A 20,483-nucleotide genomic window follows, 5' to 3' on the forward strand; every position below is an offset into this window, starting at 1 on the left:
TTATAACGTCTCCAGATGATTCAGGCAGTGTTCGGCGCGGGCCAGAATGGCCTGCTGTTTGGCCGGCGCCATGCGGTCGTAGCTGCGGTACATCATCGCCATGCGCGGGTTGGCGGCGAACGCCTCGCGGTGGCGGATTAAAAAGTGCCAGTACAGGCTGTTGAATGGGCAGCTGTCAGGTTCATCGGCGCTTTTGACGTTGTACTGGCAGTGACGACAATAGTCGGACTGGCGCTCAATGTACTTACCGGAGGCGCAATAGGGCTTGCTGCCCAGCAGTCCACCATCGGCGTGCATCATCATGCCGAGCGTGTTCGGCAGTTCTACCCAGTCATAGGCGTCGGCGTACATCGCCAGATACCAGTCACAGATATCGGCCGGAACGATACCGCTGAGTAAGGCAAAGTTACCGGTGACCATCAGGCGCTGAATGTGGTGGGCATAGGCATTCGTGAGTGTGTTGCGTAGTGCTTCCGCCATGCAATGCATTCCGGTGTTTCCACTCCAGTAGTAACCAGGTAAGCGGCGCTGGTTTTGCAGCGCATTGCGCTCTGCGTACTGCGGCATAAAGGTCCAGTAAATGCCGCGCACGTATTCTCGCCAACCAATGATCTGACGAATAAACCCCTCGGCTGCCGAGAGCGGCACTCTGTTATTGAGGAAAGCCTGCTCTGCGGCGTTGCAGACTTCCAGAGCGGTCAGCAGACCGCAGTTGATGTAGGGGGATAACAGACTGTGAAAAAGAGAATCGGCTTCTGTGCCCAGGCTGTGGCTGCTGACCATCGCATCCTGATAACGCCCGAAGTGAGGCAGCCGGTACTGGATAAAGTGTTCAAGTACCTGCAATGCCTGCGCTCTGGTGGTAGCCCAGTGAAAGGCTGACAGGGAACCCGGATGGTCCGGAAAATGTTCTTCCACCACAGCAAAGACCTGTTTATCCAGTGCGTCATAGTCAAACGTCAGTGACGGGGGAACAGGCACTTCGCCTTTGTAGGCACTGCGGTTGTCGGCATCGAAATTCCATTGCCCGCCACGGGGCTTATCACCCTCCATCAGCAAGCCGGTGCTGCGGCGCATATCCCGGTAAAAGTACTCCATACGCAGCTGCTTACGACTACTGGCCCAGTGACGGAAGTCAGCCGTTCGACTTAGAAAACGATCATCTTCATAGACGCTGACCGGAACACCCAGCACTCTGGACCAATCGTTATCCATTGCCTGCTGCAAGCGGTATTCACCGCACTGGGTAAGCACCAGTTCAGTGCATTGATGTCGTTTAAGAGACTCTTCAACGGCACTCAGAAGCGACTTCGGGCCATCGGCAGCGTAGCTGTAGTAATCGACTTGCCAGCCAGCATTGCGCAGATCCTGTGCAAAATGGCGCATGGCGGAAAACAGCAGGGCAATTTTGTGTTTGTGATGTTTCACATAGGTGGCTTCTTCATGCACCTCTGCCATGACCAGCCAGTCCTGTGCAGGATTCAGTGTACGCAGAGAGGCCAGTGATAGAGTCAGTTGATCGCCAGTAATCAGAGCCAGTTTCGCCATACTTAATCCTCATTTGTACAGGTATTGTATAGGATTTTTTCGGTGATGGAATTGGCGGTCGCTAAGACTTATTGATACTTCTGTCTGAGCAGACCGGGCAATTCGGACAAATGGCACTGTTTTTGAAAGGTGATTAACAACAGAATGCAGGGTTCGCTATAAAACCTTCACAATGATGTGGAATGCTTCTGTCATGAATCCTTTTGGTGCGCCCCTCAAGTGCGCAACGTAGCGTTCGCACCAAAAGATTGCATTAAGCCTCACTATGAGGCGGCCTGAAGTCCGACCAGGACTGTGAGGAATGGTATGTCAACAGAGTGGAAAGAGTACGCCCCGCAGGAGGGGTATTTCGATGAGTTAATCAGTACGCCGGGCAACCCTCGTCAACCGGCCAAACGCCTGGTTAACTATCTGAGTTCTTTATCGGAAGAAGAGATTCTGTCGCGCAAAATGGCGGCCGATGCGACCATTAAGGAGATGGGTGTTTCCTTCACCGTATATACCGAAGGCGGCAACATCGACCGCGCCTGGCCTTTTGATATTGTTCCCCGCGTCATCTCACGCGCTCAGTGGGAAAAAACAGCAGCCGGTCTGAAGCAGCGATTGAAAGCGCTGAATATGTTCATCGATGATCTGTATCACGACCAGAACATTATCAAAGACGGAATCATTCCTGAGTTCGTTCTGAAGCAGTCGAAAAACTACCGCAAGGAATGTGAAGGCATTTCACCCCGTTACGGCGTGTGGGCGCATATTTGTGGCACCGACCTGGTTCGGGACGGCGATGGGCAATTCTACGTGCTGGAAGACAACCTGCGTGTGCCATCCGGTGTGTCATATATGCTGGAAAACCGTTCCATTATGAAACGCGTTATTCCGGAAGTATTCGAGAAAGCAAACATCGCGCCGGTCGGGGATTACCCGGAACACCTGTTCGATATGCTGGCGTCATTGTCACCGCGTCGGGTCGCCAAACCTGTGGTCGTGGTGCTGACCCCCGGTATCTATAACTCCGCCTATTTTGAGCATGCATTTCTCGCCCAGCGTATGGGGGCTGAGCTGATTGAGGGTAGCGACCTGGTGGTGAAAGACGATGACTGCGTCTATATGAAAACCATCGCTGGTCTTGAACGCGTGGATGTTATTTATCGTCGTGTCGACGATATGTTCCTTGATCCGGAAGTATTCGAAAAAGATTCGGTACTGGGTGTGCCGGGTCTGATGCGTGCGTGGAAAGCAGGTAATGTGGCGCTGGCCAATGCACCGGGCGCTGGTGTAGCTGACGATAAGGTTGTGTACGCCTATGTGCCACAGATTATTAAATATTACCTGGGTGAAGAACCGCTGATCCCGAACGTTGAAACCTACCTGTGCTATGACGATGAACAGCGTGAATACGTGCTGGCTAATCTCGATAAACTGGTGGTGAAACCTGCCAACGAATCGGGGGGGTACGGCATGCTGATTGGTCCGCACTCAACCAAAAAAGAGCGTGAAGAGTTTGCCCGTCTGATTCAGGAAAACCCGCGTAACTATATTGCTCAGCCGACGCTGGCATTGTCCACGGCACCTACGCTGATTGGCAAAAGTAAGATTGAACCGCGTCATCTCGACTTACGGCCATTTATTCTGCAGGGCAAAGACAGTTATGTAACAACGGGTGGCCTGACCCGGGTCGCGATGAAAAAGGGCTCGCTGGTGGTGAACTCGTCACAGGGTGGCGGCAGTAAAGATACCTGGATTGTTGATACCGCACCGGCGAAAAAGAAATCCGCAGAAGGAGATAACGACTGATGCTGTCAAAAGTTGCTGAGCGGGTTTATTGGGCGGCACGCTATCTGGAGCGTGCTGAGAGTACAGCCCGTATTCTGACCATTTACGATAAATTGCTGTTTGACCTGCCACGTCGGGTCAACCTTGGCTGGTATAACCTGATTGTTATTAACAGCCTGGAAGCTGATTTTAATGAGCGCTACTCCGTGCGTGATGAACGCAATGTGGTGAAGTTTTTACTCGGTGATGAAAGTAATCCTTCATCACTGGTGAGCTCGATGAAAGCGGTACGGGAAAATATCCGTACTACACGTGATGTGATCCCACCGGAAACCTGGGAGCTGGTAAACGAGCTGACCATGTATGTGCAGGATAATCTGGCACAGGGTATCAGCCGCAGTAACCGCTATGAGTTTCTCGATAACGTGATCAAAGCGTGTCAACAGATTGTTGGCCTGTGGTATGTGAACATGCCACGCGATGCGGCCTGGGAAATGCTACTGCTGGGGCAGAACCTTGAACGTGCGGACTCCACCACGAGAAATCTGGATGCTGGTGTGGCGGCAATTATGCAGGTTGAAGACGACGACTTTGCCGTCAACGCACGGCAGATTATCTGGGGTAATGTGCTGCGTTCACTGAATGCTGAACAGCCTTTCCGTCGCGCGACCCGTTCGTCGGTCAAGGGGCCGCTGGTGGTCAGTTATCTGATTGGTGACGAATTCTTCCCGCGCTCACTGCATTACTGCGTGGCTGAAATGATGGATGTAGCTGGCCGCCTGCCACACAGCAAGGAAGTAATGAGTGGACTGAAGAGCCTGCTCAATGATCTGCCTGGCAGTGAAGAGCCGGAAGAAGTCGGATCTGAATTCCGCGATATGTTAAACGATATACAGGTAGCCCTTGGTGACCTGCATGCTTCGTTCAGTAAAACCTGGTTTATGTCGGAGCCGTTATGACCATTCGCGTTGCGATTCAGCACAACACGTATTACGACTTTGATCGCCCGGTTAATCTTTCTCCGCATGTCATTCGTTTGCGTCCGGCACCACACAGCCGTACGCCGATTCACAGTTACAGCCTGAAAATTGTGCCGGAAGATCATTTTATTAACTGGCAGCAGGATGCATTTGGTAACTTTCTGGCACGCGTTGTTTTTCCGGAGAAAACAAAGAAGTTCTCGGTAGAAGTCGAAGTTCAGGCGGATATGACCGTCATCAACCCATTCGATTTTTTCCTTGAAGAATACGCCGAAGACTTTCCGTTTAAATACGATAAACAACTTAAAAAAGAGCTGGCACCCTATCTGGAACTGAGCGAAGAGGGTAAGCGTTTTAAAGCCCTGTTCGACAGTGTGCCGAAGAAGAAACAGCGCACCATTGATTTTCTGGTGGCTATTAATCAGAGCATTCAGAACCACGTTGAGTATTGCGTGCGCCTGGAACCGGGTATTCAGACGCCGGAGGAAACGCTGGAACTGGCCAAAGGTTCCTGTCGCGACAGTGCCTGGCTGTTAGTGCAGATGCTGCGTCATTGCGGCCTGGCGGCGCGCTTTGCTTCCGGTTATCTGGTACAGCTGACGGCCGATGAAAAATCGCTGGATGGACCATCGGGGCCGGAAGCCGATTTCACCGACCTGCATGCCTGGTGTGAAGTTTTTCTGCCGGGGGCGGGCTGGGTTGGTCTTGATCCGACTTCCGGGCTGTTCGCCGGCGAAGGGCATATTCCGCTGGCCTGCACACCGGACCCGGTATCGGCTGCGCCAATTCAGGGCTTCACCGACAAGTGTGAAGTGGAATTTGATTTTGCCAATACCGTCACCCGTATTCTGGAAGATCCACGGGTAACCAAACCCTACAGCGATTCAGACTGGGCCGATATTCTGCTGCTTGGCGACGAAGTGGATCGCCGGATGCTGGCCGATGATGTGCGCCTGACGATGGGCGGTGAACCGACCTTTGTTTCCATTGATGATATGGAATCGGCACAGTGGAATACCGCTGCGCTGGGGAAAGATAAACTGGCGTTATCGAAAACCCTGTTGCTGAAACTGCGTGACCATTTCGCTCCGAAAGGTCTGCTGCATTATGGTCAGGGTAAGTGGTATCCCGGCGAGGAAGTACCACGCTGGGCACTGGGTTTGTTCTGGCGCACGGATGGTGAGCCGTTATGGGACAGACCGGAGCTGTTAGCTCGCATCGATAAACACTATGGACATCGACAGAAAGACGCTGATCAGTTTGCGCGTAAACTGTGCGAAAAATTAGGCCTCGATGAAGGTTACGCTCAGGCAGCCTACGAAGATGGTCTGCATTATTTATTGCAGGAGCAAAACCTGCCAGTGAATCTGGATTCGCAGATTGCCGGCGCCAAAGACAGTCTGGCGCGTCGTCGTCTGGCCCGGGTGCTGGAGCAGGGGCTGGATACGCCGAGCGGCTATGTGTTGCCATTGAACTGGGATTTCTATCAGCAGAGCTGGAGCTCCAGTCTGTGGGAATTCCGTCGTGGTCGTCTGACGTTAATTCCCGGTGATTCTCCGGTCGGTTTACGCCTGCCGTTAGAAAGCCTGCCATGGAGTGAAGAAGTTCGGCTGCCGCAGGAAGTCGATCCGTTCTCCGATCACGCACCGCTGGCCGGACACGATCAGCTGGTGGCAATAACATCGCATCAGCGTGCCGAACCCCCGGCAGAAAAGACGCAATCACAAACCGACGAGTCGGGTGATACTGCGCTGAACAGCCAGTGGCGTGATGTGGTTAAAACCGCACTGTGCGTTGAAGCGCGTGATGGAAAAATTCATATTTTCATGCCGCCATTGCCGTATCTGGAAAGCTATGTGCAGCTACTGGCGTGTGTCGAAGCCTGCGCTGCTGAGCTGAATATGCCGGTGGTTATTGAAGGCTATGAACCACCACGCGACAGCCGCATGAAAAAACTGCTGGTGACTCCGGACCCGGGTGTTATTGAAGTGAACATTCACCCGGCGAATAACTGGCGCGAGCTGGTGGCGAATACCACTGAACTGTATCAGGCCGCACGCGAGTCACGACTGGGGGCCGAGAAATTCATGCTCGATGGCCGCCATACCGGCACCGGCGGTGGCAATCACATTACCCTCGGCGGGCCGACGCCGGCAGACAGTCCGCTGCTGCGCCGACCCGATGTTTTACAGAGTTTTGTCACTTACTGGCAGCATCATCCATCGTTGTCGTACCTGTTTTCCGGGGCCTTTATCGGTCCGACCAGTCAGGCACCGCGTGTTGATGAAGCGCGCGATGAATCCCTGTACGAACTGGAAATCGCCTTCCAGCAGATGCCACTGGGCGAGACGCCACAGCCGTGGATGGTTGACCGCATAATGCGCAACCTGCTGATCGACGTCACCGGTAATACCCACCGGGCGGAATTCTGTATCGATAAACTGTTTGCTCCCGGTGCCAGTTCCGGCCGTTTGGGCTTGCTTGAATTCCGTGGCTTTGAAATGCCACCACACGCGCGTATGTCGCTGGTACAGGGCTTGTTAATCCGCGCGCTGATGACCCGTTTCTGGCGTGAGCCGTATCGCAAACCGCTGGTGCGCTGGGGCACTGAGCTGCATGATCGTTTTATGCTGCCGCACTATATCTGGCGTGATGTGTGTTCGGTGGCACAGGACTTACAGGATCACGGTCTCGATTTTAAACCCGAGTGGCTGGCACCGTTTGAGGAGTTCCGTTTCCCGCATTACGGGCGCGTACAGCTCGATGATATTTCTATCGAACTGCGCTGGGCGATTGAACCCTGGCACGTACTGGGTGAAGAAGTATCGAGCTTTGGCACTGCCCGCTACGTCGACTCGTCGGTGGAGCGTTTGCAGGTGAAAGTTACCGGCATCAAGGGCGAGCGTTATGTACTGGCCTGTAATGGTCGTCGTGTACCGCTGCGCAACACTGGCCGCAAAGACGAGTATGTGGCTGGCGTGCGCTACAAAGCCTGGGCACCGCCTTCGGCTTTGCATCCGACCATTGATGTGCATGCACCGCTGGTGTTCGATCTGATTGATACCTGGAACGGACGCTCGGTGGGTGGCTGTACCTACGCGGTCAGTCATCCGGGCGGGCGTAACTACGACACCTTCCCGGTCAATGCCTTTGAAGCGGAAGCGCGTCGGGTCAATCGTTTCAGCGATATTGGCCATACTCAGGGGCCGTTTACCGCACGCCCTGAGGTGGATGCCTTGCGTGAGTTCTTCCCGCACACCACAGTGCGGCCGATGGCTCCGCCGCCGGAAGATTCAGCGGATGATTATCCGCATACACTGGATCTGCGCCGGATGCGTTAAACTGACGGCTCATGCAAACGGTGTAACAGATTATGAACAGCAGTGGATCAAGGCCTGAATGGCTCTATCCGGCCGATGACCAGCGCCGCGACGATATGCTCGCGGCGGATGGTCAGCTCCTGCCGCACTGGCAGGATGTGCTGGACAGCCTTAACGGCCTTGAGGATATAGCCGCCCGTCAGCAGAAAGCGCTGCGTATTCTGCGTGACGACGGTGCCACCTATAACATTTACGGCGACAGTACCGGCCAGAGCACCACCTGGAATCTGGATCTGGTGCCCAACATCATTGCCAGTGATGAGTGGGCGGATGTGGAGAGTGGCCTGCTTGAGCGGGCAGAGCTGTTCAATCTGTTGCTGCGCGATATCTATGGTGAGCGCTCACTGATCCGCACCGGCGTTATTCCGCCGGAGGCTATCTTCTGCCATCGCGGTTTTTTACGTGCCTGTCACGGTATTCAGTTACCCGGCGAGCACGACCTGATTATGCATGCGGTGGATCTGATCCGTGACCCGCAGGGCCAGTATCTGGTGCTGGGCGACCGTACTCAGTCGCCGTCCGGTGCCGGCTACTCGCTGGAAAACCGCACCGTCATGTCGCGTGTTTTCCCGAGTCTGTTCCGCGACAGTCATGTACACCGCTTATCGACATTCTTTCAGCGTCTGCGTACCAAGCTGCTGAGTTTGTCGCCCAATCCGTCGCAGGCGCGGGTCGTCCTGCTGACCCCGGGGCCGCACAACGAAACCTATTTCGAACACGCCTATATGGCCAACTATCTGGGCTTCCCGCTGGTTCAGAGCGATGACCTGATGGTGCGTAATGGTTTCCTGTGGATGAAATCGCTGGAAGGCCTGAAGCGTGTCGATGTATTGCTGCGCCGGGTAGACGACTGGTTCTGTGATCCGGTGGAGTTGCGCGCCGATTCGCGTCTGGGCGTGCCGGGCATGCTCGAAGTGGTACGTGCCGGCAATCTGGTGGTGGCTAATCCGCTGGGTTCGGGCATTGTCGAAAACCCGGTGTTCCTGCGCTATCTGCCGGACATCGCCAAAGCATTGCTCGGCCGCGAGCTGCGTCTCGGTTCGGTACACACCTACTGGTGTGGCGCCGAAGAAGATCTGGCCTATGTGCTGGAACATCTCAGCGAGCTTGTGATCAAGCCGGTTTACCGTCAGGCCGGCAGTAGCAGCGTACGTGCCTGTGAACTGGATGAACAGGGCCTGCTGCAGCTTAAGGCACGCATTCTGGCTGACCCGGTGCAATTTGTGGCGCAGCCTCATCTGGCCGCCGGACATTTGCCATCGCTGCACAATGAGATTCTGCAACCACGTCCGGCGTTGTTAAGAACCTTCGCGGTGGCCAGTGGTGAATCCTACAGCCTGATGCCTGGTGGTCTGACCCGGGTTGGCGCAGCGGAAAACAGCTTTGTTATTGCCGGTCAGGCTGGTGCCCGCTCGAAAGACACCTGGGTGGTTGATTCTGACCACGAGCGCACCCTGATCAGCGAACAGCTGGACGACAGCGGTGCCCTGCGTGAAGCCGATCTGGTCAGTATGCCAAGCCGGGTAGTCGAGAATCTGTTCTGGATGGGGCGCTATGCCGAGCGTGCGGAATCCACACTGCGAATCCTGCGCACCACCTTTATTCAGTTCAACAGTGAGTCACCGGCGGGTAACGAGGTGAAAGACCATTTGCTGCGAGCGCTGCAGAACATGGCGGTACTGGTACCGGCAGAACTCGGCGCCGACGAGCAACTGGATGAATGGGTTGAAAATGGCACCCTGTCGAACAGCATCAGCAGTAATCTGAATGCCATGCTGTTCTGTGCCGACCAGGCGAAAGAATTACTGTCTTCAGACACTTTCCGCGTTATTAACGATATCCGCGATGCACTGCAAAGCCTGCCAACCGAATTGACGGGCAACAAAGGTTCGGCGCCGGAAGAGGTACTGGATCCGCTGGTGACGGCACTCATGGCCTTTGCCGGATTAACCCAGGAAAGCATGAACCGCAGCTTCGGCTGGCGCTTTATGGAGCTGGGACGCCGTCTGGAACGGGCGCAGCAGATTAATACCGCTGTCACCAGTCTGTTGGTACCGGCCATGGCCGAAAGCGATCAGAATCGTCTGGCAGAGGCATTATTGCTGACCCTGGAAACTCTGATCAGCTACCGCCGGCGTTACCGCGGTCGCATGAGTGTGGAAACCAGTCTGGATCTTATACTGCTCGACAGCAGCAACCCGCGCTCGTTGATGTATCAGCTGGAGCACATTGCTGAATATCTTAAAGCCATGCCGCAGCCGCCGGCGGTACTGCATGAGCTGACACTGGAAGAACGTACCCTGATGCAGGCAGAGGTGCTGGTGAAACTGACGCCACTGAAAGAATTCAGTCTCAGTGACGACGGTCAGCGACCGGCACTGCTGCAGGCCATGTCGCAATGTCATCAGCTGCTGGGTCAGCTGAGTGACCAGATTACCGATAAGTACTTCGATCATCGTGAAGCATCGCAACAACTGGTGCGTAATTCCATGGAGATTCTGTGATGCGCTACCGGATAAAACACATTACCGAATATCAGTACGCCAGCCGCGTGTCTCATTGCTACAACATGGCCCACCTGATGCCGCGTAACAGTCGCCGCCAGCAGTGTCTGAGTACCCATCTGGATGTACAACCAGGCGCCGTGATTAACAGTAAGCGCGAAGATTATTTCGGCAACTGGGCACATCACTTTGAGATTCATCAGCCGCATAAAAAACTGCGGATTGTCTCCACCTCCGATGTCGAAACCCGCGATCAGGTCAGCATGATGGATCTCGATCTGGGTGTAACCTGCGCTCAGGCGCGGATACTCATGCAGAGTAACCGCGACATCGACACGCTGATGGCACGTGAGTTCCTGCTGAACTCAGGCATGGTGCGTAAAGGTCAGACACTGGTGGATTACTGTGGCGATATATTTACCGAGGATAAACCGCTGCTGCGTGCCACGCTGGAGCTGACACAGCGTATTTTTACCGATTTTAAATACAACCCACAGGCAACAACAATTGCCACACCGGTGGAGGAAGTACTGGAAAACCGCGAAGGGGTTTGTCAGGACTTTGCTCACTTGCAGATAGCCTGTCTGCGCTCACTCGGTTTTGCTGCGAAATACGTTTCCGGTTATCTGGAAACCTTGCCGCCACCGGGGCAGGAGAAAATGGTCGGTGCGGATGCCAGTCACGCCTGGATATCGGTTTATGCGCCGGGCGAGGGCTGGTTTGAATTTGATCCGACCAATAATTGTATGGCTGCGGAGCAGCATATTATTACTGCCTGGGGGCGTGACTATTATGATGTAACACCGCTGTGCGGTGTCATCTTTGGTGGCGGAGAGAACCCCATTCTCAGCGTGTCCGTTGACGTTCAGCGTCTGTAGGATCAGTGATCCTGCAGCCATTGGCTGACGTCTTTTTCGTTCAGCGCTGGTGCATAGTACCAGCCCTGAATTTCGTCGCACTCCAGCGCTTGCAGAATGTTTTTCTGTGCAGCGGTCTCCACACCTTCGGCAGTAATGCTCAGGCCCATGTTGTGCCCGAGGCCGATCACCATGCGTGGAATACTGTCGTCCTGCTCGATATCAATAATAAATGCGCGGTCGATCTTCAGGCGTGTTACCGGTAATTCACGCAGTACGCTTAATGATGAAAATCCGGTGCCGAAATCATCAATAGCGATTTTTACTCCTAACTGACGGATTTCGCTCAGACGGCTGACCAGTGAATTGAAATCATCGGCAGCCATAGACTCGGTAATTTCCAGTTCAATGGATGCTGGTGCGACGGCTGTGGATGCCAGAATATTCTGTAAGCGCAGAATAAAATCAGGCTCCTTCAGTTGTACCTGAGAAACATTGATGGCCATGGTCAGGTTCTGATAACCCAGATCGTGCAGCTGCTTGAGGAATTCACAAGCGGAGCGCAGCACAAACAGTCCGAGTGCGACGATCATGCCGGATTTTTCCGCCAACGGAATAAAGCGGTCTGGTGGAATCATTTCACCATCAGCCGAGCGCCAGCGTAACAGGGCTTCAAAACCACTGGTTTTTCCTGTTCTGACACCAATTTTCGGTTGGTAGGTCAGGAACAGCTGAGTCTTGTTGAAAGCTTCTCGCAGGGCACCGAGCATGTGCATGCGCTCACGTACCTGTTGTCCCATGGTTTGCGAAAAATAACAGGCGCCACCGCGCTGATGTTGCTTAGCCTGCTTCAGTGCCAGATGTGCATCTTTAAGAATGTCTGAGCCGCTGGGCTGGCGTTGGCCAAGCTGAACCAGTCCTGATGTAGCGCTGACCCTGACCGGATCGCCATTACATAAAAATGCGGGGGAAAACAGGGTGCTGAGGCGTGCCGGTGTCAGTTGTTTATCGTCATCAATAATGGCAAAAATATCGCTGCCAATCCGGGCGATGCGGCACTGACGAAACGTTGTATGCAGGCGCTGGTAAACCGCATTCAGTAAATCGTCACCAAATTCGTGGCCCAGTGTATCGTTGATGGTGGAAAAGTCATCGACATCGATGACGGCCAGAGTATTACCTTCGCGTACTTCCTGATCTGAACGCAGCCATTCCAGCAGCTGGTTTATGTTGGGAGTGTGCAGCATCGGGTCGGTGTAGGCCTGTTCACTCATACGGCTGTAAAGCACGACATTGTCAAAACCGACCGCCATGCTGGCACTGAACAGCTGAATAAGCCGCTGTTCATTGGCGCTTAGTGGACGGCGCAGATCAATGTAGGCAGCAAGACCTTTGGACGTATCAGAAGGGAAGTACAGCGCAATACCGTTGTGTTGCTGGTTGCTCTTTTTCTGCAGACATTGCTGTAATAATTCGCCAACCGACGCGGGTAGTAATGCCAGCGGCTCATTCAGCAGGTGACGGTAATGACCCGCAGCAGCGATTACGCGTGGCGGGGTATCGTCTTCTCCGTCTTCCGCACAGATCAGGCCTTCGGGGCTGATACCCAGCAGTACTGAGATCTGTACCACGATGCCTTCTGCAAAGCGTTGCATGCCTTGCAGGCGGGTGAGTTCGGTGCTGGCACTGACTACGGTTTCCAGCCCGCGCGATAAGTCCTGCTGATCCCGCATCTGGCGGTAAGCGCGGATGGCAGTGGTCAGGCTGGTAAACAAGCGAGTGCGGGTCAGTTCCGATTTGGTTTTGTAGTCGTTGATGTCGTAGTGACGGATGGTATCCATTTCCGGCGCATAGCCTGGCTGGCCGGTTCTCAGAATGATACGAATAAGGTGGTTATTCAGCTGTTCGCGGATGGTTCGTACCAGTTTCAGGCCTGCATCATCGCTTTCCATAACCACATCGAGCAGCATAACGGCAATATCTGGTATCTGATGAAGAATGGACAGAGCTTCGGCGGCGCTGTGGGCATGCAGCAGCTGAATACAGATGCCTTCAATTTCCAGCCCTCGTAACGCCAGTCGCGTTGCTTCATGGACATCCGGGTCATCATCGACGATCAGCAGGTTCCAGCAATGGCTGCTGTCATCGCCCGGTACGTGATCGTCTTCCTCGATAAACAGCAGGTCGTCAGAGTCGGTCATTTGCTATTCCTCTGGTCTGCCCCCGGGCTGTTTGCGTCATCACGTGACGGAGCGCACAGCGGAATGGTGAGCGTAGCCCGGGTGCCAGCCCCGGGGTCGCTGTCGATTGCGATGTTTCCGCCCAACAGCTCGGTCACAAGGCTGTAAACAATATGCAGCCCAAGTCCTGAGCCGCCGTTGCCCAACTTGGTGGTAAAAAACGGATCGAACAGACGGGCTTTATGTGCAGGATCTATCCCGCAGCCATTGTCACTGATGATCAGCGTGACCTCCTCAGCAGACGTCTGCGTCGCGCTGATAGAAACTTCGCGCTGGTCGATCCCTTCAAAAGCATGCATGACGGCGTTATTAACGATGTTCATCAGTACCTGCGTGAGGGGGCCGGGGTAGGAGTCCATCATCACTGCAATGGGAATGTCTTCACTCAGGGTAACCTGTGATTTTTTCAGCGTCGGGCTCAGCGTCAGCCGCAGTTCGTGCACCACTTCGGCCAGATTGAATTCCCGCCGCTGATAGCTGGACTGATCGACCGCGACCTGTTTAAAACTGGTAATCAGCTCAGCAGCTCGGCGCAGGTTACGGGCCATAATATCGACGCTCTCCCGTACCTCACTGAGAAAGCGTTCCAGCACTGAGCGCTTCAGACCCTGCTCCAGAGCGCGGGTCAGATCCCGTTCCATCTGTTGCAGTGAACTGCCAACCATAACGGCGTTGCCGATTGGTGTGTTCAGCTCATGGGCGATGCCTGCGACCAGTGCTCCCAGGCTGGCGAGCTTCTCAGAACGCACCAGATCTTCCTGGGCACGTTGCAGGTATTCCAGCGTTTCTTTCAGTTCAGCGGTGCGCTCCTCGACCCGCTGTTCCAGCTCGTTGTTGAGTTCGGCCAGTGCCTTCTGCGCAAGGTGCTGGGCCGTCATGTCGTAAAAGCTGACCATGACTTCGTCACCGACCTGGGCACCACCTATCAGGACGTAGCGTTCACATCCATCACCACAGCGGACTTTGTATTCTGCAGAAGGAATAACGCCGTTATGGTTGCGCATGTAGTTCAGGCTGTCTTCCCACGCTTTGCGGCCGTAACTGCGGTAATCCATATCCGGGTAGGCTCGCGTCCACCAGTCTTCCAGTGTCCGGATTTCGTCAGCGTTGTAACCGAACAGGTTCTGCCAGCGCTGATTGATAACATGCACTTCTTCACCACGGGTCAGTGCCAGTGCCACCGGCGCCTGCTCAAACAGCTGGCGAAAGCGCAGCTCACTTTGCTGCAGTGCTAAGGAACTGGATTGCTCGGCGGTGACATCCCGCAGAATGGCGACAAACCGGCTTTTGCGTCCCTCACCGGGAATCTCAACGGTACGTGCCGGATTAAGGCTGATCTGAGCGGTAAATGCTGCTCCGTCATGGCGCAGGTGCTGCCACAGAAACTGCCGTGCTTCGCCATCCAGGGCGGCAGACATCAGGCGGTTAGCTTTTTGCTGCGACGACTCGCCATCGGGTTGTATTTCGGGGGACAGCTGGCCGGGATGACAGCCACAGAGTTGCTCGCGGGTCAGGCCATACAGATCGCAGGCGGCCTGATTACAGTTAATGATGATGTTGTCCTGCAGCAGCAACATGCCGTCGAATGCACTTTCGACCATCTCCTTATAGAAACTCTGATTGTCTCTGTCCTGCTGCCAATCCTTCTGCTCGCTCATCGGGCGGCCTTACGCTGTTTTTGTTTGCTTACAAGTTTAGACGCTGTGCTGCAGCCTGACGAAAAAATGAGCAATGGCGGGCACAAAAAAGCCCGGACTGGCCGGGCAAAAGGACTGTACTGCAATCAGCCGGGGCTACCAGCCCCGGCTGATGGGGTTAGCGGTCTTCGTAGCGCTGATGCTTGAAGAATACGCCGCCATCGCCAAAGGCTGAGGTGGTCATATCCGACGTCAGACGAATAGTGCCCACTTTTACCGCGCTGTCGCGGCGCTGCTTGGCGTACTTGTTGTTGTAGTAGCTGATCCAGCTGGTGCGGATGTCTTTGCTGGTGGCATACACATCGTACAGCGCGGTTCCGGCTTGCAGGGTGGTCAGGTCATCACGGAAATCGTGCGCGTTGCTGCTGAACAGACCACGAACGTCCGAGGTCGGAACGAAGTAGATCTGGGTTGGCGCATTGACGCTGCTTTCCTGTGTGCCGTCGGCACGCACGGCGGCCAGATTTTCCGTCATCAGACGGGTAGGCTTGGTGCTGACCAGCGAGAACAAAATGGTGCTGCCCAGAGTGTCGTTGGCTTCGGTGGATACATACTGCGACAGTTCATTGGCGAAGAAGTCATGGTTGTCGCCCTGACCTGACAGCGTGTACAACGCCGATACGTTGGCCGAAGGCTTGCCATCAACAAAGGTTTTCCACGCCAGACCCGGTGCGAAACCACGGTCAGCCGGATTACCGGTCACTGACAGACGCAGCAGGCCGCACTCGGAACCTTTGAACACGCCGGTGTATGGGTGGTTACCGGTGGATTCAAACGCTACGGTAGCCATGGTGCCATACGGGTGAATCGGTTTTTCGTAACCCAGTGGTGCAACGTCTTCGTTGACCTTCACTTTGTCCCACAGCACAGAGTCGATCAGGCCGCCAATATCCACGTCTTTCAGTGCCGGACGATCGCCTTCAGCATACTGAGTGCGCACAGCGCCGTTCTGCCACAGCAGGGTCTGCTTATCGCAGGCGGCCATGCTCTGGTAGTTTTCCGGAATGTTCAGGCCCCATGGTTTGAAAGCGTTATCCACACCGGTCAGGCTCAGTTTCAGTTCAGGGAAGTGACGCAACAGCACGTCGCTCATGTCGTTGTTTTCCACCCAATCGATACCTTCCTGAGTGTAGATTTCAGCACGGTAATCGGAGGTGTAGAAACGGTCGGTCATCAGGCGACGGGAAGCATTCAGAATAAAGATCTGGAATGCGGTTTCACCAAAGGCAAAGCCTTCCGGACGCACGGTTTCGGCCAGCTGACCCACCAGGGTATCAATCTGCTCGATATCGTTGTTATACAGGCGTTTCAGCTCGGCCAGAGTCTGCGCATCTTCTGTGAGATCTTCAAACCTGGTAATCGGATTCAGACCAATCTGGCGACGGAACTCGTTGTAGCGTGGCACACCACGTTCACGGTCACGCAGGATGTCGGTAGTGGCCAGATCGATATCGCCGACCAGCGGAATGGACAGGTTACGCAGGAAGTCCGGGTAGTTGTGCAGTGTCAGAGCACCCGGGTAAGTGGTACCGAAGGAATACCACAGACGGTCGCCACCTTCTTCCGCCAGAATGTCTTCGGCATCGCCATCGCGGGTATCTTCCAGCGCGATACGGTTAGCCACTTCTTTCGAGCCGATGTCATACACTTCGATGTCGTCACGCAGCAGTGGGTGCAGACGATAAACCGCGGTGAATTCTTCGGTCAGGGTGTAATCGGTTCCGGCGTTGTAGGCTTCACGGGTACCAACCAGACCACCCAGTGCAAAATCGAGGAAGTTCGGATCATTGAGCTTATCGGCCAGATCCGGGTCGGAAGAAGCAATCAGCTTCAGCAGCAGGGAGTTTTCCACGCCATTGCTCAGACCATCGAGAATGTTCTGCACTTCGTCGCGGTCTTCGCGGTTGTCCAGCAGGCCGTACCAGTTAGCACGCATTGCACGTTCGGTTACCGGGTTGGCGATAATGGCCGGAGTCCATTCAATGGTGTGAATCTTGGCCATCAGAGCGGCGTTTACCAGACGGGCTTTGTCGTACAGCCACTGGTCGCTGCGCGCCGGATAATGTTGTTTCAGCTTATCGGCAATGGCGTTGTGTTCCAGCGTAAACAGCTGATGCAGCATCGACAGACCAACCCACCAGTTGTCATTGAAACCGGTAATCGGAATACCATCCCAGTAGCCGGTTGGCAGCGTGCCGTCGGCATTCACTTTCAGTTTACCGTCGACAAATGAACGGATCTGATCGTTGGTTTCCTTGTTGCTGCCATACAGCTGCGAACCATCCCACCAGTGAGTGTTGGTGTTGCGGTAGGTCGGTGGCAGGGTGGCCTCGTCGGCTGCACTGCGGTCGGTATCCGGCTTGGTGCGACGTACCGTCATAACACCCGGGCCCATCGGATCATCAGCCGGGCGCTGTACCAGAATAGGATCACTTTCCGGATTCTCACCGTGGTCTACCCAGTCATGCACCATGAACTGAATCCAGGCGGCAGCAATAAAGTTAACACTGGTGGCCGGTTTGAATTCGTTACGCGCCATCAGCGCATTGGATACTTCGCGCGGGTTCGGACTCAACAGTGTGTCGGCCTCGGTCTCTCCGTAGGCTGCTTCCAGCTGCACGTTCCGGCCAAAGCGGCGGTTGGCTGAGCCTTCAGCCGGGTTTTCCAGAATGTTACAGGTACCGTCTTCGGTACGTGCGCTATGGCTGCGTTCGTCACAGACAATGGTGGCGTTAATGGCGCTGAGATCTTCAGTAGCGATGAGATTCTCATCCATCAGTTGCTCACGCTGAATGGCCAGCGTAATCAGACCGGCAGCAATGCCAAGACTACCACCGGCTTTGGCGATAGCGGGCCAGGTGACCCAGACAGATGTTGTCATGCAAGCGTCCTCTTATCGTTATTTTTTGTGGAGCTGCAAGGCTAGAAGAGTACGCCGGGTTTACAGCCCCCCAAAAGGGGGGGAAGGAGGGGGCCGGCAAGGTTCTTGGTATTGGAACTGGTGTGCTACATTGTGACGTATCAGCACCAGCAGAAAATAATAAGAAATTATGTGTGCACACATCTCAGGCGGACCTGACACGCCAGCAACTAAGGTAATTGTCGATTCGGACGTGACTCTGTGTGTTGCGGGGCCCGGTTTTGGTAAAAGTTTCTGGTTGCATCAGGCCAACGCTGCATGGCAACAGGATGACACTGCGATCAGCATTGCAGTGGTCTGTTGCAAAGGACAGTCAGTGGCGGAATCACTGCAGTTCGCGTTACAAAAAGAATGTCTGACAAATAGCGACGTGCTGAGTGCCTGGCTTAAACAGCCTGTGCACTTGCGCCAGCCTGAGGATCGGGCGCTGGGAATATTTATTGATGATCTGCAGTGCTGCGAGGACCCGGAAAAATACACTTATCTGACACAACTGATTGATTTTCTGGGGCCACAGGACAGGATCTTTATCTGTTCTGCAGTCATGGCGGATATTCCGCTGATGCGCTGGCAAGGGCACCGCCGGGTGTTGTGTCTTCAGGAGCCGGAACTGGTGGCGGCCAGCGCAGGCGAATGGCCATTGTTTCAGGCAATGAAGCAACATAACTGGAATCCGGCGGCGCTGCGCAGTCAGACCTTCAGCTATTTTAAAAACGTATTAATCGCTGACAGCTGCGACATTGATAGTGGTGATCTCGCACGCCTGAGCTGCTTCACTGAACTCTCGGACTCTCTCTGGAACAGTGTGCGAGTGGGCAACAAAAGCCTGTTCGATATGTGGCAGAAATATCGCTTTATTTATCCACAGGAAGGACACCCGGATCGCTACCAGTGGATTCCTCAGGCACAGGAGTACTGGCACAGTCTGTTGCGTCTGAAGCGCAGTGAGAAAGCCGGACTGTTATCTGCGGCAGGAAATTACTGGCTCAGGCACGGACACTTTAATCTGCTGATTAATACCTTGTCTGATGATCAGGAGCCGGTGCTGACTGAGGAAAACATCATAGTGCCACTGGTGATTGCGATGATCTTTACCCGTCGTTTCCATCAGGCCGAATACGTTATAGAACAGGCAGAAGCTTCAGCAGAGGGCCAGCAACTGGCGGCCGTGTTACAGGTTCTTAAAGACACATTGTCTTTATTTCTTAATAGCCAGCAGGATGGTGCGGAACATGTTGATATAAGAGAGCCCTCTGACAGTAAAAATGAGGTCATACACTGTCTTGAACGCTTGCTGCAGGCCTACCGTATTTTCTCGTCGGGGGATCTCGACGAAGCGGCGCGCCTCTCTCAGGATACCTACCAGTATATGGTGCAGCGTGAGCAGCACTATCTGGCCGGTCTGACCAAAATGCTGGTAATTGCCTGTGATAAATATCGTGGCTATATGGTTCAGGCCGGACAGCAGCTGGCGGCAGAGTTTCGTCGTTGTACTGACGATGCTTCCGATCCGGTGTGGCAGAATTTCTCTGCAGGTATGGTGATTCTGTATTACGAGCAGAATAATCTGGATAAAGCCCGTGAGCTGTGTGAAAGAGCAATGCCGCATATAAACAGCGCGTGTTCAACCGAAGTGATCACTCACTTTTATCTTTACTACTCGCGCATACTGCATCTGAGTGGGGACACACACAAAAGTCAGAGCTATCTCAATCAACTGCAGCGATTGTTGTCGCTGGGTAATTACCCACGATACACCAGCAAAATGGTTGCTGAGAAAATGCGTCAGGCCTATGTGGAAGATGACAGAAAGCGTGCCGATTACCTGGCGGATAAATACAGCCTTGATGAAAGCCACCGTTTACAGACATCCGCGAGTCTCGACTGCCATGACTGGCGCAGTCAGGGCTGGGGTTATTATCTGAGCATGCAGCAACAGTATTCTCAGGCCGTCGGGCAACTGGAAAACCTGCGTTGCCGCTTACTTGATGCCGGACACCTTTTCCGTGCTTCTGTTACCGAAGCACAGATTTCGGGTATCACCTGGCTGAGTGGTGATCAGCGAACAGCTGCGGACATGTTAAGAAAAAGTATCGATTTCTATGGCTGGCTGCACTTTAATCGCAGCTTATTCGATGAAGCTCCGGGCGTGCTGCTGGTGCTACGCAATCTGATTGAAAATGCTGAGGTGAAACCGCCGGCAATATTTCTGAAAATGTTCAGCACGCTGATTTTTCCGGAAGATAAAACCGAAGATGCGGAAGCGGAAAAGCGTTTCTCCAGCCTTACGGGTAAGGAAAAGCTGGTGGTTAAGTTACTGGCTACCGGCCGCAGCAATCAGGAAATTGCTGAAGAAAGTGGTATATCCGAGTCTACTGTGAAATGGCATCTGAAGAATATCTATCGCAAGCTGGGCATGGAAAGCCGTTCTGCGGTGGTAGCCTATATTCACAGCGTACGTTCGCTGACCCGTCAGCTGATGGAAAAGAGCCCCGGCTGAGCACTGCTGTCCCACAGTTTGGAGTGACTGGATGTCACTCCAAACTGCAGCATTCCTCAGCTGCTGTTTTTCAATCTGAAACGC

General features: G+C 54.1%; 10 protein-coding genes. 6 read left to right on the plus strand and 4 right to left on the minus strand.

Features of this window, described 5'->3' with window-relative positions; translation table 11 throughout:
- The gene (locus tag I9W95_RS01470) at window positions 1–1,548 is read right to left on the minus strand and encodes a cryptochrome/photolyase family protein (protein ID WP_225671058.1); all 1,548 of its coding nucleotides are present in this window, start codon (window positions 1,546–1,548) and stop codon (window positions 1–3) included.
- Window positions 1,549–1,854: 306 nt separating this feature from the next.
- Here I9W95_RS01470 and I9W95_RS01475 point away from each other — a divergent pair, with 306 nt between their 5' ends.
- The 5 genes from I9W95_RS01475 to I9W95_RS01495 are packed head-to-tail and all read left to right on the plus strand — an operon-like array spanning window position 1,855 to window position 11,063.
- Window positions 1,855–3,342, plus strand: coding sequence for a circularly permuted type 2 ATP-grasp protein (locus I9W95_RS01475; RefSeq protein ID WP_225671060.1), 1,488 nt, complete (start codon window positions 1,855–1,857; stop codon window positions 3,340–3,342).
- A complete protein-coding gene (locus tag I9W95_RS01480; protein ID WP_225671062.1) occupies window positions 3,342–4,280 on the plus strand; it encodes an alpha-E domain-containing protein in 939 nt (312 codons plus the stop codon). Before I9W95_RS01475 ends, I9W95_RS01480 begins: the two co-directional genes overlap by 1 nt.
- Window positions 4,277–7,642, plus strand: a complete 3,366-nt coding sequence (locus tag I9W95_RS01485) for a transglutaminase family protein (RefSeq protein WP_225671064.1) — start codon at window positions 4,277–4,279, stop codon at window positions 7,640–7,642. Before I9W95_RS01480 ends, I9W95_RS01485 begins: the two co-directional genes overlap by 4 nt.
- 32 nt (window positions 7,643–7,674) lie before the next feature.
- Window positions 7,675–10,185 carry a circularly permuted type 2 ATP-grasp protein gene (locus I9W95_RS01490; protein ID WP_225671066.1) on the plus strand — a complete coding sequence of 837 codons (2,511 nt, stop codon included), beginning with the start codon at window positions 7,675–7,677 and terminating at the stop codon, window positions 10,183–10,185.
- Window positions 10,185–11,063, plus strand: coding sequence for a transglutaminase family protein (locus I9W95_RS01495; protein ID WP_225671068.1), 879 nt, complete (start codon window positions 10,185–10,187; stop codon window positions 11,061–11,063). Before I9W95_RS01490 ends, I9W95_RS01495 begins: the two co-directional genes overlap by 1 nt.
- 2 nt (window positions 11,064–11,065) lie before the next feature.
- Here I9W95_RS01495 and I9W95_RS01500 read toward each other — a convergent pair whose 3' ends face one another.
- The 3 genes from I9W95_RS01500 to I9W95_RS01510 form a co-directional block, all read right to left on the minus strand.
- Complete coding sequence (locus I9W95_RS01500) at window positions 11,066–13,243, minus strand: GGDEF/EAL domain-containing response regulator (protein WP_225671070.1); 2,178 nt, start codon at window positions 13,241–13,243, stop codon at window positions 11,066–11,068.
- Window positions 13,240–14,940: a PAS domain-containing sensor histidine kinase gene (locus I9W95_RS01505; protein ID WP_225671072.1), complete on the minus strand. Its 1,701-nt coding sequence runs from the start codon at window positions 14,938–14,940 to the stop codon at window positions 13,240–13,242. The genes I9W95_RS01500 and I9W95_RS01505 overlap by 4 nt, the downstream gene beginning before the upstream one ends.
- Window positions 14,941–15,097: 157 nt before the next feature.
- The gene (locus I9W95_RS01510; protein WP_225671074.1) at window positions 15,098–17,860 is read right to left on the minus strand and encodes a peroxidase family protein; all 2,763 of its coding nucleotides are present in this window, start codon (window positions 17,858–17,860) and stop codon (window positions 15,098–15,100) included.
- Between the two features lie 355 nt (window positions 17,861–18,215).
- Here I9W95_RS01510 and I9W95_RS18450 point away from each other — a divergent pair, with 355 nt between their 5' ends.
- Window positions 18,216–20,399, plus strand: a complete 2,184-nt coding sequence (locus I9W95_RS18450) for a LuxR C-terminal-related transcriptional regulator (RefSeq protein ID WP_225671076.1) — start codon at window positions 18,216–18,218, stop codon at window positions 20,397–20,399.
- Window positions 20,400–20,483: the final 84 nt, after the last annotated feature.

Source organism: Thalassolituus marinus, assembly GCF_020320395.1.
Taxonomy (GTDB): domain Bacteria; phylum Pseudomonadota; class Gammaproteobacteria; order Pseudomonadales; family Oceanobacteraceae; genus Venatoribacter; species Venatoribacter marinus.